This is a genomic window from Nocardia colli (genome assembly GCF_008704205.1).
Taxonomy (GTDB): domain Bacteria; phylum Actinomycetota; class Actinomycetes; order Mycobacteriales; family Mycobacteriaceae; genus Nocardia; species Nocardia colli.
Window position 1 is genome coordinate 278,875 of sequence record NZ_VXLC01000004.1, and the last position, 13,710, is coordinate 292,584.

15 protein-coding genes and 1 riboswitch are annotated in these 13,710 nt (G+C 67.1%); of the genes, 6 read left to right on the forward strand and 9 right to left on the reverse strand.

What is annotated here, in order from left to right:
• Positions 1 to 25: 25 nt before the first annotated feature.
• A complete protein-coding gene (locus F3087_RS13200) occupies positions 26 to 505 on the reverse strand; it encodes a hypothetical protein (protein WP_150402202.1) in 480 nt (159 codons plus the stop codon).
• 109 nt (positions 506 to 614) lie between these two features.
• Here F3087_RS13200 and F3087_RS13205 point away from each other — a divergent pair, with 109 nt between their 5' ends.
• Positions 615 to 2,006, forward strand: a complete 1,392-nt coding sequence (locus tag F3087_RS13205) for a cystathionine beta-synthase (RefSeq protein WP_150402203.1) — start codon at positions 615 to 617, stop codon at positions 2,004 to 2,006.
• A gap of 43 nt (positions 2,007 to 2,049) precedes the next feature.
• On the opposite strand, the gene F3087_RS13210 is transcribed toward F3087_RS13205, so the two are convergent.
• Both F3087_RS13210 and F3087_RS13215 read right to left on the reverse strand, forming a co-directional pair.
• Positions 2,050 to 2,871, reverse strand: a complete 822-nt coding sequence (locus F3087_RS13210) for a DUF72 domain-containing protein (protein ID WP_150402204.1) — start codon at positions 2,869 to 2,871, stop codon at positions 2,050 to 2,052.
• Positions 2,872 to 2,887: 16 nt separating this feature from the next.
• Positions 2,888 to 4,276 carry a purine-cytosine permease family protein gene (locus tag F3087_RS13215; RefSeq protein ID WP_150402205.1) on the reverse strand — a complete coding sequence of 463 codons (1,389 nt, stop codon included), beginning with the start codon at positions 4,274 to 4,276 and terminating at the stop codon, positions 2,888 to 2,890.
• Positions 4,273 to 4,388: riboswitch (TPP riboswitch) on the reverse strand. Its footprint overlaps the gene before it by 4 nt.
• A 255-nt stretch (positions 4,389 to 4,643) precedes the next feature.
• Between F3087_RS13215 and F3087_RS13220 the strand changes: the two genes are divergently transcribed.
• Positions 4,644 to 5,777, forward strand: coding sequence for an AbrB family transcriptional regulator (locus F3087_RS13220; RefSeq protein WP_150402206.1), 1,134 nt, complete (start codon positions 4,644 to 4,646; stop codon positions 5,775 to 5,777).
• 14 nt (positions 5,778 to 5,791) lie between these two features.
• On the opposite strand, the gene F3087_RS13225 is transcribed toward F3087_RS13220, so the two are convergent.
• Positions 5,792 to 6,226, reverse strand: coding sequence for a DUF4254 domain-containing protein (locus F3087_RS13225; protein ID WP_150402207.1), 435 nt, complete (start codon positions 6,224 to 6,226; stop codon positions 5,792 to 5,794).
• Between the two features lie 354 nt (positions 6,227 to 6,580).
• Here F3087_RS13225 and F3087_RS13230 point away from each other — a divergent pair, with 354 nt between their 5' ends.
• Complete coding sequence (locus F3087_RS13230) at positions 6,581 to 7,453, forward strand: mechanosensitive ion channel family protein (protein ID WP_150402208.1); 873 nt, start codon at positions 6,581 to 6,583, stop codon at positions 7,451 to 7,453.
• Positions 7,454 to 7,516: 63 nt separating this feature from the next.
• Here F3087_RS13230 and F3087_RS13235 read toward each other — a convergent pair whose 3' ends face one another.
• Entirely contained in the window at positions 7,517 to 7,885 is a 369-nt protein-coding gene (locus tag F3087_RS13235; RefSeq protein ID WP_150402209.1) for a DUF6401 family natural product biosynthesis protein, read from the reverse strand.
• Between the two features lie 204 nt (positions 7,886 to 8,089).
• Positions 8,090 to 9,265, reverse strand: a complete 1,176-nt coding sequence (locus F3087_RS13240; protein ID WP_150402210.1) for an acyl-CoA dehydrogenase family protein — start codon at positions 9,263 to 9,265, stop codon at positions 8,090 to 8,092.
• A gap of 185 nt (positions 9,266 to 9,450) precedes the next feature.
• Between F3087_RS13240 and F3087_RS13245 the strand changes: the two genes are divergently transcribed.
• Positions 9,451 to 10,593: a cystathionine gamma-synthase gene (locus tag F3087_RS13245; protein WP_150402211.1), complete on the forward strand. Its 1,143-nt coding sequence runs from the start codon at positions 9,451 to 9,453 to the stop codon at positions 10,591 to 10,593.
• Between the two features lie 118 nt (positions 10,594 to 10,711).
• Here F3087_RS13245 and greA read toward each other — a convergent pair whose 3' ends face one another.
• Both greA and F3087_RS13255 read right to left on the reverse strand, forming a co-directional pair.
• Positions 10,712 to 11,206 (reverse strand): transcription elongation factor GreA, encoded by a 495-nt coding sequence (greA, locus tag F3087_RS13250; RefSeq protein ID WP_040738717.1) that lies wholly within the window; start codon positions 11,204 to 11,206, stop codon positions 10,712 to 10,714.
• Positions 11,207 to 11,506: 300 nt separating this feature from the next.
• The gene (locus tag F3087_RS13255; RefSeq protein ID WP_150402212.1) at positions 11,507 to 11,956 is read right to left on the reverse strand and encodes a DUF4307 domain-containing protein; all 450 of its coding nucleotides are present in this window, start codon (positions 11,954 to 11,956) and stop codon (positions 11,507 to 11,509) included.
• Between the two features lie 119 nt (positions 11,957 to 12,075).
• On the opposite strand from F3087_RS13255, the gene mca reads away from it, so the two are divergent.
• Together mca and F3087_RS13265 are read left to right on the forward strand one after the other, a co-directional pair.
• The gene (mca, locus tag F3087_RS13260) at positions 12,076 to 12,942 is read left to right on the forward strand and encodes a mycothiol conjugate amidase Mca (protein WP_150402836.1); all 867 of its coding nucleotides are present in this window, start codon (positions 12,076 to 12,078) and stop codon (positions 12,940 to 12,942) included.
• Positions 12,942 to 13,211 carry a hypothetical protein gene (locus F3087_RS13265; protein WP_150402837.1) on the forward strand — a complete coding sequence of 90 codons (270 nt, stop codon included), beginning with the start codon at positions 12,942 to 12,944 and terminating at the stop codon, positions 13,209 to 13,211. The genes mca and F3087_RS13265 overlap by 1 nt, the downstream gene beginning before the upstream one ends.
• An 8-nt stretch (positions 13,212 to 13,219) precedes the next feature.
• Here F3087_RS13265 and F3087_RS13270 read toward each other — a convergent pair whose 3' ends face one another.
• Positions 13,220 to 13,612, reverse strand: coding sequence for a VOC family protein (locus F3087_RS13270; protein WP_150402213.1), 393 nt, complete (start codon positions 13,610 to 13,612; stop codon positions 13,220 to 13,222).
• Between the last annotated feature and the right edge of the window lie 98 nt (positions 13,613 to 13,710).

Sequence of the window (13,710 nt, forward strand, 5' to 3'; positions counted from 1 at the left end):
GCTCACAACAGAAAATGTACCGACTTTACGCAGGCGGGGCAGCCGCAGCCGGAACGTCGAACCAGCCGTGCGCCGGAATACTGGCCGCGTCGGTGCTGACCGTGACCTCGATGTGGCCGGGCCCAGTGTCCTGGAACAGCGCGTACTGGATGCTGCCGTAGAGACCGGTGACGATCGTGTCCTCGTACCGGCCCACCGCACCGGTGGTGGTGTTGCGCCAGTCCACCTTCGTGTGCACCTCGCACAGCGGCGCCAGCGGATAGTCGCCGGGACCGATGCCGACCACCGGCAGCGCGCGCATGTTGAGGATGGCCCGGCCCGGCCACGCTGCACTGACATCGGCCCAGGTGCGGATGGTCGTCCCACACCAGCCGCCGTAGGCGAGCGTCGGCACCTGCGGGAATTCGATGGTGACTGCGTTCGCCTGCGCGCCCGGTCCGACCAGCGCGGCCACGGCCGCTCCGGCCAGAACAACGCCGGCCCTGGCGATGTTCGGCTGCTTCATGGTTCGGATCCTAAATCGGGGTTTGCTGGAATCCCGGTTTGTCGCGCCGGACGGCCTTGCGCGTGGCGTGCGCCAACTCACACCGGGTCCATCTGGAACTATGGGGCGCATGCGCATCGCCGACCATGTCGTGGACCTCATCGGCAATACGCCGCTGGTCCGGTTGAACTCTGTTGTAGGCCCGAATGCCGGACTGGTAGCGGCCAAGATCGAATACCTGAACCCGGGTGGTAGCTCCAAGGACCGGATCGCGGTGAAGATGATCGACGCCGCGGAGAAGTCCGGGCAGCTCCGCCCCGGCGGCACCATCGTCGAACCCACCTCCGGCAACACCGGTGTCGGTCTCGCGCTGGTCGCCCAGCAGCGCGGCTACCACTGCGTTTTCGTCTGCCCGGACAAGGTCAGCGAGGACAAGCGCAACGTGCTGCGCGCCTACGGCGCCGAGGTCGTGGTGTGCCCGACCGCCGTCGCGCCGGAGGATCCGGCCAGCTACTACAGCGTGTCCAACCGCTTGGTCGGCGAGATCGACGGCGCGTGGAAGCCGGACCAGTACTCCAACCCGGGCGGCCCGGACAGCCACTACGAGACCACCGGCCCGGAGATCTGGCGCGACACCGACGGCAAGGTCACCCACTTCATCGCGGGTGTCGGCACCGGCGGCACGATCACCGGCGTCGGGCGCTACCTCAAGGAGGTGTCCGGCGGCAAGGTCAAGGTCATCGGCGCCGATCCCGAGGGCTCGGTGTACTCCGGCGGCACCGGTCGGCCGTACCTGGTCGAGGGTGTGGGCGAGGACTTCTGGCCGTCCGCCTATGACCCGGCCATCCCGGACGAGATCATCGCGGTCTCCGACGCGGACTCCTTCGACATGACCCGCCGCCTGGCCCGCGAGGAAGGCCTGCTGGTCGGCGGCTCGTGCGGCATGGCCGTGGTCGCGGCCATCGAGGTCGCCAAGCGCGACCCGGACGCCGTGGTCGTGGTGCTGCTGCCGGACGGTGGCCGCGGCTACCTGTCCAAGATCTTCAACGACCAGTGGATGAGCTCCTACGGCTTCCTGCGCGAGCGGCTCGACGGCTCCATGGTCGAACCGCTGGTCGGCGACGTGCTGCGGGGCAAGTCCGGCGAGCTGCCCGACCTGGTGCACACCCATCCGTCGGAGACCCTGCGCGACGCGATCGAGATCCTGCGCGAGTACGGCGTCTCGCAGATGCCCGTGGTCGGCGCGGAGCCGCCGGTGATGGCGGGCGAGGTCGCGGGCAGCGTCTCGGAGCGCGACCTGCTCTCGGCGGTGTTCGAAGGCCGTGCGCACCTGACGGATTCGGTCGGCAAGCACATGAGCCCGTCGTTCCCGCTGATCGGCGCGGGCGAACCGATCTCCGCCGCGACCAAGGCGCTGTCGGACACCGACGCGTTGATGGTGGTCGAGGAGGGCAAGCCGGTCGGCGTCATCACCCGGCACGACCTGCTCGGCTTCCTGAGCATCGGCACGCTCGGGCACTGAGTTCTCGCACGCCTCTTGATCTTTCGTGCCTTGGTGCGGGAGGTCAGGGGGCGTGCGTCTGTTCGAGGCGGGCGCGCAGGGCGAGGGCGTCGCGCGGGGCCATGACCTTGGCGTCGTTGTCGAAATAGCAGTAGACGTCGTGATGGGCAGACCAGGTGCGGATCTTGTCGGCCCACATGTCGAGGCCCTCGTCGGTGTAGCCGCTGACGTAGAGCTCGTCGTGGCCGTGCAGCCGGAGGTAGACGAAGTCCGCGGTGACCTCCTCGATCATCGGGAATTTGCCTGCGGCGTCGGCGATTACGAGCGCGATCTGGTGCTTGGTCAGTAGGTCGGTGAATTCCGGCGTGGCGAAGCTGGGGTGGCGGATCTCCAAGGCGTACCGCAGCGGGCGGTCCGCGTCGGTGGTCGGGTAGGCCGGATCCACCCGGTGGTCATGCTGTTTCGCTATTTCCGCGGCCTGTGTAGTGGTGCGGGGGAGGTGGCTGAAAAAGTTAGCCAGCACCTCCGGATCGAACTGGAAGTTCGGCGGCAACTGCCAGAGGATCGGGCCCAATTTGGGCCCGAGGGCGAGCATTCCGGAGGCGAGGAAGTTCGCCAGCAATTCGTCGCCGTCGCGCAGCCGCTTCATGTGCGTGATGAATCTGCTGCCCTTCACCGCGAACACGAAATCGTCCGGCGTCTGACTCGCCCAATTCTGATAACTCGACGGGCGTTGCAACGCGTAGAACGAGCCGTTGATCTCGACGCTGTTCAGCTGTTGCGACAGATAGGCAAGCTCACGCTTCTGCGTCACGCCTTCCGGATAGAAGACCCCACGCCAGGGCGGATACACCCACCCCGACGTGCCGATCCTGATCTCGCCCATCACTCCATCGTGGCAGCTAGCCGGATACGCCGTCGGTTACCCGAGCACGCCGGAGGGTCGAGATCCGGCCGAACGCCCACGCGACCACCAGCGCCGCGAGGAACGACAGCAGCGACGCGCTCATCCACGCCTGCTTGGTGAAGTGCAGCTTTTCCTGCACGTCTACCCAGAAGGTGGTCCACACCCCGGCATCGCCGGGATTGATGAGCTGATACACCGAGAGCCCGGCCAGCCAGGCGACGATCATCCCCCAGCGCGGCGGGGCGTCGTCGGCGGTGTTCCAGTCGCCTTTCGCCCGCAGGAAGAAGTCGGCGACCAGCACGCCGAGCAGCGGCACGAACACCGAACCGATCAGCCCGAGGAAGCCGAAGTAGTTGGCCATGTTCAGCTGCAACGCGAGCACCGTGATCAGCACGCCGAGCCCGATCGACAGGATCCGCCGGTCGATGCGCGGTGCGAGGTTCTGGATCGAGACGGCGGTGGAGTACACGTTGGCGAACGACTGATCGGCCTCGCGCAGCACGAACACGAAGAAGAACAGTCCGCCGAGACTCACCTGGAGGAACGGCGAGTACTGACCGTCGCCGGTCGCCCGGGCCAGCGCGAACAGGCCGAGCGTGTAGGCCACGATCTGGGTGATCGCGTAGGCCCCGCTGGCCGCGCCGAACGCGGAGCCGGTGCTGCGCGAGTGCCGGGTGTAGTCCGCGGCCACCGGCACCCAGGAGATGGACACCGCGAGCGCGGCATCGGTGGCGATCCAGAAGAGGTTCCAGTCGGCGCCGAACGGGCCGCTGCCGTGCGGGCCGGGGTTGGCCGACAGATCGGGCAGGCCGGTGCGGAAGAACTGGATGTAGAACCAGATCAGCGCGATCACCACGCCGACCGTGACGAACCGGCGCAGCAGCCGCACCGAACCGAGCGGCCAGATGGTCAGCGCCGTGGTGAGCACGCCGGCCGCTACCACGTAGAGCCAGTGCGGACCGCCGCCGAACAGCTCGTCGGCCGCGTCGCCGATCACGATCAATTCGAAGGTGCCCCAGCCGATCAGCTGCGCGATGTTCAAAACGGTGGGCAGATAACTGAGTTTCGCGCCGAACAGGCCGCGCAGCAGGACCATGGCCGGCTTGCCGGTCTTGGCGCCGGGGATGGCCGCCAGGCCGAGCATCAGGCCGCCGACGACCGTGCCGACGATCATCGCGAGGATGCCCGCGGAGATGGAAATCTGCGGTGCGCCGTCGGAATTCGGTGCCAGCACGGTGTACGCGCCGGAGAAGGCGATGAGGCTGACACCCAGGTTTGCCCAGAATGCGCTCTGGTCCCAGAAGGACAGCACCTTCGGGGCGGGCTCGTCGAGGGTGAAGGGGGCCTCGTGCCGTTCGGAGTTGTGCAGGGTCGATGAAGACATGCCCGAAACGCTCTTCCTACGCCGGCATTACCCGGACAGGTTCATGCGGTCGGCGAAGCGCTGGGGTTCGCCCTCTCAGCCCGGCCTTGCCCGAGCTCCCGCGGTGGGGGTGGTTCGGGCGAATAGTACACGTGGGTGTCCGGCGGTCCGTGCGATTCGCACGGCCGCTGCGTTCGAACGGCTGTGAACTGCAAGTTCGCTCGACTCGGTATCCTGGAAACCGGACTGAGTACGAACCATTGCAGGCGTTAGGAAATGTCCGTTCTGAACTGGGGATTGGTGCCTGCGGCCGGGATCACACCGGCCGTTAACCGCGATAACGGAGTTGTAACGGTCTGTTCACCGTCTAGGGCCAGGATTACGAGGTATGACTCGGAGGCAAGTGATCGGTTGGGTAGCTCTGCTTACCTCGGTGCTTGCCGGGGCCGAGTTGCTCGATCGGGTGAATTTTCCCGCGCCGCAGATGATTCTCGCGATCGTCGTCGGCGGCGCCCTCGCGTTGGCCGGGAAGTTGCCCGCGCCGATGCCCCGCCAGCTGTCGTGCGGCGTGCAGTCCATGCTCGGTGTGTTGATGGGCAGTTATCTGGAGATCTCGCTGCTGTCGAGTATCGGGCTGGCGTTGATCCCGGTGCTCGCGGTGACGGTGGCGACGCTGCTGATCAGCCTGCTGGTCGCGGTGGTGTTCGCCCGCTTCGCGCACGTCGAACTGCCGACCGCGACGCTCGGGCTGCTGGCCGGCGGTTCCGCCGCGGTGGTGGCGGTGGCCGACGATATGGACGCCGATCCGCGTCAGGTGGCGTTCATGCAGTACCTGCGGGTCGCGTTGGTCGCGGTGAGCGCGCCGGCCCTCGGGGCGCTGCTGAGCAACAGCGGCGACGGGCTGAGCAACGAGAAGGTGACGCTCGGCGGCGCGGTCACCAATCCTGATCTGCCGTTCTGGATGATCGTCGGGCGCGGCGATCAGGTCGCCGGGTTGTCCATCGCGGTGATGCTGTGCGTCATCGGCACCAAGCTGGGCCGGCGGCTCGGGTTGCCGAGCCCCGCGCTGATCGGGCCGATGCTGATGACCGCGGTGCTCACCGCGTTGGGCGTAAGCCACGGGTACGCGCCGACGAACCTGTTCAAGGATCTGCTGTTCGTGCTGATCGGCTTCGAGGTCGGAACTCGCTTCACCCGCACCGTCGTTCGCGAGATGGCCCGGATGATTCCCGGCATGACGGTCACCATCGTCGCGTTGTCCGCGATCGTCGCGGGACTCGCCTTCGCGGTGGCAACTTTCGTAGATCTCGAGCTGTCCGATATCTACCTCGCGACCACGCCCGGCGGGATCAACGCGGTGCTGGCCACGGCCGAGTCGATGGACGCGAACCTGCCGCTGATCACCTGCGTGCAGAGCATGCGGCTGCTGCTCATGGTGTTGATGCTGCCGCTGCTGGCCAAGGCGATGCGCTGGTTCTCGGCGCGGCAGTTACAGCTGGCGCAGCCCGAACTGGTGGCCTGACCCGGCCTGCGGCACTACGCCTTTCGCACCGCACCCACGATGAGATCCGTCCATTCGTCGGCCAGCGAGGCGAGCCGATACCACGCCGCGTGTACGCGGAGGTCGGAGACTTTCTCGGCGGTGTGCAGCAGATGACTGGCGTGCGCGTGCGCCGCGGCCATGCGATCGACGGTGGCGCCGAGTGATCCGGTGCGCAGATGCTCGGTGCAGCTGCGGCGCGGGAGCTGAGTGGCAACCCAGTTGTCGATGGCGGCGACCAATTCGGCGCGCCGGCAATCGATTCCGGCGGCCCCGAGCGGATTGCCGTGCCGCTGCCGGTGCAGCGTGGCCAACCGGCGGGCCAGGTCGATCAGCGGATGGTCGGTGTTCGGATCGCCGGCGTGGCTGCCGAAGGCGGCGACCAGTTCGCGTTGATCAGGCAATGATCGGTCGGCTGACAAGGTCTTCATCGTGCACCTCCGGGTGACGTCAGGCGGGAGGCATTGCCCTGATGCCGAATCCGGGATAAGCGTGCGCCGCGTACCTCGGCGTGTCGGTGACATCGAGATGGCACCGCGATGACAGGTCGTAACAATCTTCTCCTCATGGCGTGGGCCGGGGTTGTGAGGAAGATCGACCAGTCTCGGGTGGCCGGAGTAGAGAGTACGTCGCCCGCGTGCCGGACAGGTTAGCGGTCGCGCCGAAAGTCGCAATGTGGCAAATTATCTGCAAATAGACGATTCGAGTTATGTGGCCAGGGTATAACCGGCCATGAAGCAGCCTCGGCAACCGCCATGGCGTAATCGGATAGCGAAGGGATGGGCATGTACACCTCCAGTTTGGCTATCGATTTCCAGAAGGGGTTCTCGGACGCGTGGAGTTCGGTGGCCACGTTCGTCCCCAAGCTGGCCGGATTCATCGTCATCTTGCTCATCGGCTGGATCGTCGCGAAGGTCGTCTCGACGATCGTGGACAAGGTGCTCGACCGGCTCGGGTTCGACCGCCTGGTCGAGCGCGGCGGGCTCAAGCAGATGATGTCGCGCAGCCGCTACGACGCTTCCGACCTGCTGGCGAAGCTGGCCTACTACGCGATTCTGCTGATCGCCCTGCAACTCGGTTTCGGCGTGTTCGGGCCGAACCCGGTGAGCGATCTGCTCGACGGCATCGTGTCCTGGCTGCCGAAGGCCGCGGTCGCCATCATCATCGTGGTGATCGCCGGCGCGATCGCGTCCGCGGTGCGTGACCTGGTCGGCAACATGCTCGGCGGGCTGTCCTACGGCGCGATGATCGGCCGGATCGCCGCGGTGTTCATCTGGGGCGTCGGCATCGTGGCCGCGCTGAACCAGATCGGTGTGGCCATGTCGGTCACCATGCCCATCCTGATCACGGTGCTCGCCACCATCGGCGGCATTCTGGTGGTCGGCGTCGGCGGCGGCATGGTCCGGCCGATGCAGCAGCGCTGGGAGGGCTGGCTGAGCGGCCTGGAAGAGGAGATGCCCGCGGTCAAGGGGCATGCGGAGGCGTACTCGCGCGGCCGTGAGGATGCCTCGCGGGAGCAGCTATGGATGGATCAGCAGGCCACCCGCGGCCAGGGCCAGCACGCGCAGCAGTGGGATCAGGGCGCGATGCAGGGCGGCGGCTCGTACGAGCAGTCCGGTGAGTACATGGGCTACCGCGACCCGGGCGAGCGGCGCTAGGCACGCACAACAAACGCGTCCGCCGTGGGCTTGTGCCTGCGGCGGACGCGTTGTGTCAGGGGTTCAGGCGAACTGCTGGGACGAGTGCAGGCACACGCTCGCCAGGCGCAGCTGGAGCCAATCGGCGTTCGCCCAGCTACCGAGGTCACCCGGCGCGGCACTGGTCATGCCGTGCTCGGCCGCGGCCTCGCGCACTTGATCGAGCAGTCCGCGCGCGTAACCCGCGAGCAGCACGCTCATCGGCACCCGCGCGGCGCCTTCGACGCCGAGTTCGAGAATGTCGCGCACGGCCGCCGCATGCTGGTCCAGCGCCGCCGAAAGGGCGGGCAGTTCCGCCGCCGCGGCAAGCGCCGGCATCCCGTGCGTCTTGTGCAGGCGGGTCAATATCTTGCGCGCCGACACTTCGAGCAACGCGGGGCCGAGCAGAAACATGTTCCTATGCTAGCAATCGGCGAGTCTTTATAGAACTGTGACGCTTCACCCAGTCTGTTTTGCCGGAAAAGTGAGTTACAGCAAACTCGCCGCATTGAAAAGTATTGGGAGAGAATCAGTTCGCCAGCCGGTGTCGATAAATGCGACCGTCCGGTATGGATACGATTTCCGGCGACCGCGAACTGATTCCGTCGATGCCGCCGGTTACCGGAAGGCGTTGGCGTCGGTCAGCGCGCGACCGAGCACCAGCTGATGCACCTCGGCCGTGCCCTCGTAGGTCAGCACCGACTCCAGGTTGTTCGCATGCCGCAGCACCGGGTAGTCCAGCGTGATGCCGTTCGCGCCGAGGATGGTGCGGCACTCCCTGGCGATCTTGATGGCCTCCCGGGTGCTGTTCAACTTCCCGGCACTCACCTGCTCGGGCGTTACCGCGTGCCGATCCTTGAGCCGGCCCAGGTGCAGCGCGAGCAGCTGTCCCTTGCCGAACTCCAGCGCCATGTCCGCCAGCTTCGCCTGGGTCAGCTGGTACCCGGCCAGCGGCTTGTCGAACACCTCCCGGGTGCGCGCGTATTCGATGGTCGAGGCCAGGCAGTCGCGGGCCGCGCCGAGCGCGCCGAAGATGATCCCGAACCGCGCCTCGCTCAAGCAGCCCAGCGGCGAGGCCAGCCCGCGCGACTCCGGCAGCACCGCGTCGGCGGGCAGCCGGACATCGTCGAGGTCCAGTTCGGCGGTCACCGAGGCGCGCAGCGACAGCTTGCGATGCATCTCCCGCGCGCTGAACCCGGGCGTCCCGGTGGGCACCAGGAAGCCGCGGATGACCTGCTTGCCCTCGTCCTCGGTCTGCGCCCAGATCACCGCGACGTCGGCCACCGAGCCGTTGGTGATCCACATCTTCGAGCCGTTGAGCACCCAGTCGGCGCCGTCGCGCTTGGCCCGGGTCCGCATGCCGCCGGGGTTGGAGCCGAAGTCGGGTTCGGTGAGCCCGAAGCAGCCGAGCGCGCGGCCGGCCGCCATCTCCGGCAGCCACTGCTGCTTCTGCTCCTCCGAGCCGTACTTGTGGATCGCGGTCATCGCCAGCGATCCCTGCACCGACACCATGCTGCGCACGCCGGAGTCGACGGCCTCCAGCTCCTGGCAGGCCAGGCCGTACATCGTCGCCGACATGCCCGCGCAGCCGTAACCCTCGAGATGCATGCCCAGCAGCCCGACCTCACCCAGCTGCGGCGCGAGCTCGCGGGCCGGGAAGGTGCCCTCCTCGAACCAGTCCGCGATGTGCGGTCGCAAGCGTTGATTCGCGAAGGTCGCGACGGCATCGCGGATCTCGCGCTCATCGTCGGACAGCAGGGAGTCGATCGCGAACAGTTCTTCCACAGTCACCATGGGCTAAGCGTAAATGGGAACGCCGCCGGTGAGATCGGGGTCTGGTGAGGTTCTCATGAGAAAATTTCCGGTCTACTCGCCCTATCTGCGTAACTAGATCGGTGTCAGCCCGGATTCGTCCGCAGAACGTCGATCTGACCCGACCAGGGGGTTGCCCGGAAATCGCCCCTGATTAGGCTGAGGCCATGAGTGATCTGGGGTTCTCCACTAGGGCCGTGCATGCAGGATTCGATCCCGATCCGCAGACCGGCGCGGTCAACGTGCCCATCTACGCGAGTTCGACGTTCGCCCAGGACGGGGTCGGTGGCCTGCGCGGCGGTTTCGAGTACGCGCGCACCGGCAACCCGACCCGGTCCGCGCTGGAAGCGAACCTCGCCGCGCTCGAATCCGGCACCTACGGCCGGGCATTCGCGTCCGGCATGGCCGCCACCGACTGTGCCATTCGCGCCACGTTGCGTCCCGGTGACCACATCGTCATCCCGGACGACGCGTACGGCGGCACCTTCCGGCTGATCGACAAGGTGTTCAGCCAGTGGGGCATCGAGCACTCGCCGGCCCACGTGTTCGACGTGGACGAGATGCGCGCGGCGATCCGGCCGAACACCAAGCTGGTATGGGTCGAGACCCCGACCAACCCGCTGCTGAGCATCGGCGACATCCCGGCGCTGGCCGACATCGCGCACGGCGCGGGCGCGAAGCTGGTGGTGGACAACACCTTCGCCACCCCGTACCTGCAGCAGCCGCTGCTGCTCGGCGCCGACATCGTCACCCACTCGACCACCAAGTACCTGGGCGGGCACTCCGACGTGGTCGGCGGCGCGCTGATCACCAACGATCCCGAACTCGACGCGGCGTTCGCGTTCCTGCAGAACGGCGCGGGCGCGGTGCCCGGCCCGTTCGACGCCTTCCTCACCCTGCGCGGCACCAAGACCCTCGCGGTGCGGATGGATCGGCACTGCGACAACGCCGAGACCCTGGCCGAGTTCCTGACCCGGCACCCGGCCATCGCCCAGGTGATCTACCCGGGCCTGCCGGAGCACCCGGGCCACGCGGTCGCCGCGAAGCAGATGCGCCGCTTCGGCGGCATGATCTCGGTGCGGCTGCACGGCGGCCCGGACGCGGCCCGCGATCTCTGCTCGCGCACCAAGGTTTTCACCCTCGCCGAGTCGCTGGGCGGGGTGGAATCGCTGATCGAGCACCCGGCCGCGATGACGCACGCGTCCACCGAGGGCTCCGTGCTCGAGGTGCCCGCGGATCTGGTGCGGCTCTCGGTCGGCATCGAGGATGCCGCCGACCTGCTCGCCGACCTCGAACAGGCGCTGAGCTAGGGTCCGCAGAATGACGAAACGGCCGCACCGGGGATTCGGGTGCGGCCGTTCGTGTCTCAGGGGAACAGGTCGGCCGGGGCGCGCAGCGCGTGGCTACGCGACACCGCGGCCGGACGGGTCAGCTGTGGTAGGGCTCCGCGCTGACCAGGGTGACCTTCATCGTCTTGCCGTTGGGCAGAGTGTACTCCCGGGTGTCGCCGACCTTGGCGTCGATGAGCGCGCCGCCGAGCGGGGAAGCCGGCGAGTAGGTCTCCAGCTTGGAGTCGTTCAGGCCCTCTTCGCGGGTGGCGATGAGGAAGGTTTCGGTGTCGGACTCGTCGCCGTCGTAGTAGACCTTGACGACCGAACCGGGGAGCGCGACACCGGACTTGGTCGGCGCGACGCCGACCTTCGCGTTGTTCAGCAGCTCCTGCAGCTGGCGGATGCGCGCCTCCTGCTGGCCCTGCTCCTCGCGCGCGGCGTGGTATCCGCCGTTCTCCTTGAGGTCGCCCTCTTCACGGCGTTCGTTGATCTCGGCAGCGATAACGGGACGATTGGCAATGAGCGCATCGAGTTCGCCCTTGAGCCTGTCGTGCGACTCCGGGGTCAGCCAAGTCACTTGCGTCTCAGTCATCTCGATCACTCCCTAGTAGTTGTTCCCGGCAGGCCGGGATTCCCTGATAACTGCCGCGGTACCCACCCGTGGGGCGGGCACGCACCAGTCGACGGCTAGAGCGATCCTGGGAAGTTCATCGAACCCCGACAGACCCTGGTTCCGGGCAAAGCTCGTAATCCGGAACAGATAGCGCTGGCCGCCAATGCAGCAAACACGGCTCCGAACCCCGGAACCGTGTATCAGGCCATTTTAGCATGAATCACAAACGTGCAGGTCGGAGTTAATTTCGAGGACAATTGCTGCGGCAAAAGCGGCAAATCACCCTGCTCGGAGGTAGCTGGGGACCTGCGAGCTGCAACCGTAGATACTGCTCGACGCCGGTCTTGACGAGGTCTTGACCGTGGTGGTCTGTTCGATCGTGCCGCTGGTAGACGGCTCGATCAGCACCTCGCGGCGGCCCACCTCGACGCTGTCGCGGGCCATCGCGCGGACGAAGCAGACGGCGGGTTGTGCGGGATCTTTGCGGGTGACCTTGATCCGGATGGTCATCGTCGAATCGTCGACCACGGTGTAGCCGAGCTGCTCGGACTCCAGGTCCTTGGGGCCGTACTTCTGGTAGCCCACGAAGGCCACGCCGCAGCCGAGCAGCACCACGACGACGCCGAGGACCAGCGGCAGCCAGCGGCGCTGCACCGGCGGCCGGGTTCCATACCGGTCGGTCGGCCTTTGGGGCGCGGCGGGAGCCGGGGCGTCGCTTCGATCGGTCACAAGGTCGCTCCCGGGGGGTACGTCGGAACAAAAGTCGGTCGAATGGAACTATAGGGAACGAAGACCAGACACCCGCGAGCGAGAGCGATGGTGAACGAGACGTGAGTGGCCTTCGCCTCATGGCGGTGCATGCCCACCCCGACGACGAATCCAGTAAGGGTGCCGCGACGACCGCCCGGTACGCCGACGAGGGACACGACGTCCTCATCGTGACGTTGACCGGCGGCGAACGTGGCAGCATCCTGAACCCCGCGATGGACACCCCCGGTGTCCTGGACCGGATCAACGAGATCCGGCGCGAGGAGATGGCCGCCGCGGCGCGGGCGCTCGGCGTGCGCCAGCACTGGCTCGGCTTCGTCGATTCCGGTCTGCCGGAGGGCGATCCGCTGCCGCCGCTGCCCGAGGGCAGCTTCGCGGTGGTGCCGCTGGCGGAGGCCACCGAGGCGCTCGTCCGGGTGGTGCGCGAGTTCCGCCCGCACGTGATGACCACCTACGACGAGCTGGGCGGCTACCCGCACCCGGACCACATCCGCTGCCATGAGGTATCGGTCGCCGCCTACGAGGCGGCCGGCGATCCGGAGCAGTTCCCCGACGCGGGTGCGCCGTGGACGCCGCTGAAGCTGTACTACGACCACGGTTTCACCGCCCGGCGGATGGAAGTGTTCGCCGAGGAGTACGAGCGGATGGGTGAGCCGTTCCCGTTGCAGGAGTGGCTGGACCGGATGCGCAAGTACGTCCCGGAGCGCGGCGACGTGTTCTCCCGGGTCACTACGCAGATCGACTGCGCCAAGTACTTCCCGCAGCGCGACGACGCCCTGCGCGCGCACGCCACCCAGATCGACCCCAACGGCGCGTTCTTCGCCATCCCGCTGGAACTGCAGCAGCGGCTCTGGCCGACCGAGGAGTTCGAGCTGGCCAAGACCAGGGTCAAGACGGCGCTGCCGGAGACCGACCTGTTCGCCGGCATCGAGGACGAGCACCGGTGATGCTGGTTCTGCTCGCCCAGGCGCCCGGTGGCACGCCCACCGGGCCGGAGTTCGGCAAGGCGTCCCCGCTCGGCCTGGTCATCATCCTGATCCTGCTCGCGGGCACCGTGCTGCTGGTTCGCTCGATGAACAAGCACCTCAAGAAGCTGCCCGCGACCTTCGAGCCGGAACACCCGGAACCGGATCAGGAGGCCGACGAGGGAACCGAGCGCGGCATCACCACCCGGCCGGACGAGGCCGAGCCGGACGGTCGCGTCGAAAAGACCTGACGCTCGGATCAGTTGGGGCCCAGTAGGTCCCAGCGATTGCCCGCGATATCGAGAAATACCGCGACCCGTCCGTAAGGCTCTTGCCTTGGCACCGTGACGAATTCGACGCCGCGCGCCACCATCCGGTGGAACGCGGCGTCGAAATCGTCTACCTGGAGAAAGAATCCGACTCTGCCCGCTGTCTGGTGCCCGACCGCCGCGGACTGCACGGCGCCGTCCGCGCGAGCCAGCAGCAGGCCGGTCTGGGCGCCGGGCGGGCGGACGACGACCCAGCGTTTCGGGCGGCCGTCGTTCGTCTGCGCGGGAGAGTCCTCGATCAGGTCGAATCCGAGCGCCTCGGTGAAGAAAGCGATCGCCGGGTCGTAGTCCTCGACGACGAGTGTGCAGAGGTCGATGCGCATGGGTCCGGATGGTAGGCGACAGTGCGGCATTGCCGGCCGGATGGCCAGGTGAATGAGTGAATGTCCGAATTTCGGCCGGGGTAACAGGTTTAAACAAG

Bases quoted from the DNA above. Each gene is read 5' to 3' on its own strand.
- F3087_RS13200 (WP_150402202.1), bottom strand. From the start codon at position 505: ATGAAGCAGCCGAACATCGCCAGGGCCGGCGTTGTTCTGGCCGGAGCG.
- F3087_RS13205 (WP_150402203.1), top strand. From the start codon at position 615: ATGCGCATCGCCGACCATGTCGTGGACCTCATCGGCAATACGCCGCTG.
- F3087_RS13210 (WP_150402204.1), bottom strand. From the start codon at position 2,871: ATGGGCGAGATCAGGATCGGCACGTCGGGGTGGGTGTATCCGCCCTGG.
- F3087_RS13215 (WP_150402205.1), bottom strand. From the start codon at position 4,276: ATGTCTTCATCGACCCTGCACAACTCCGAACGGCACGAGGCCCCCTTC.
- F3087_RS13220 (WP_150402206.1), top strand. From the start codon at position 4,644: ATGACTCGGAGGCAAGTGATCGGTTGGGTAGCTCTGCTTACCTCGGTG.
- F3087_RS13225 (WP_150402207.1), bottom strand. From the start codon at position 6,226: ATGAAGACCTTGTCAGCCGACCGATCATTGCCTGATCAACGCGAACTG.
- F3087_RS13230 (WP_150402208.1), top strand. From the start codon at position 6,581: ATGTACACCTCCAGTTTGGCTATCGATTTCCAGAAGGGGTTCTCGGAC.
- F3087_RS13235 (WP_150402209.1), bottom strand. From the start codon at position 7,885: ATGTTTCTGCTCGGCCCCGCGTTGCTCGAAGTGTCGGCGCGCAAGATA.
- F3087_RS13240 (WP_150402210.1), bottom strand. From the start codon at position 9,265: ATGGTGACTGTGGAAGAACTGTTCGCGATCGACTCCCTGCTGTCCGAC.
- F3087_RS13245 (WP_150402211.1), top strand. From the start codon at position 9,451: ATGAGTGATCTGGGGTTCTCCACTAGGGCCGTGCATGCAGGATTCGAT.
- greA (WP_040738717.1), bottom strand. From the start codon at position 11,206: ATGACTGAGACGCAAGTGACTTGGCTGACCCCGGAGTCGCACGACAGG.
- mca (WP_150402836.1), top strand. From the start codon at position 12,076: ATGGCGGTGCATGCCCACCCCGACGACGAATCCAGTAAGGGTGCCGCG.
- F3087_RS13265 (WP_150402837.1), top strand. From the start codon at position 12,942: ATGCTGGTTCTGCTCGCCCAGGCGCCCGGTGGCACGCCCACCGGGCCG.
- F3087_RS13270 (WP_150402213.1), bottom strand. From the start codon at position 13,612: ATGCGCATCGACCTCTGCACACTCGTCGTCGAGGACTACGACCCGGCG.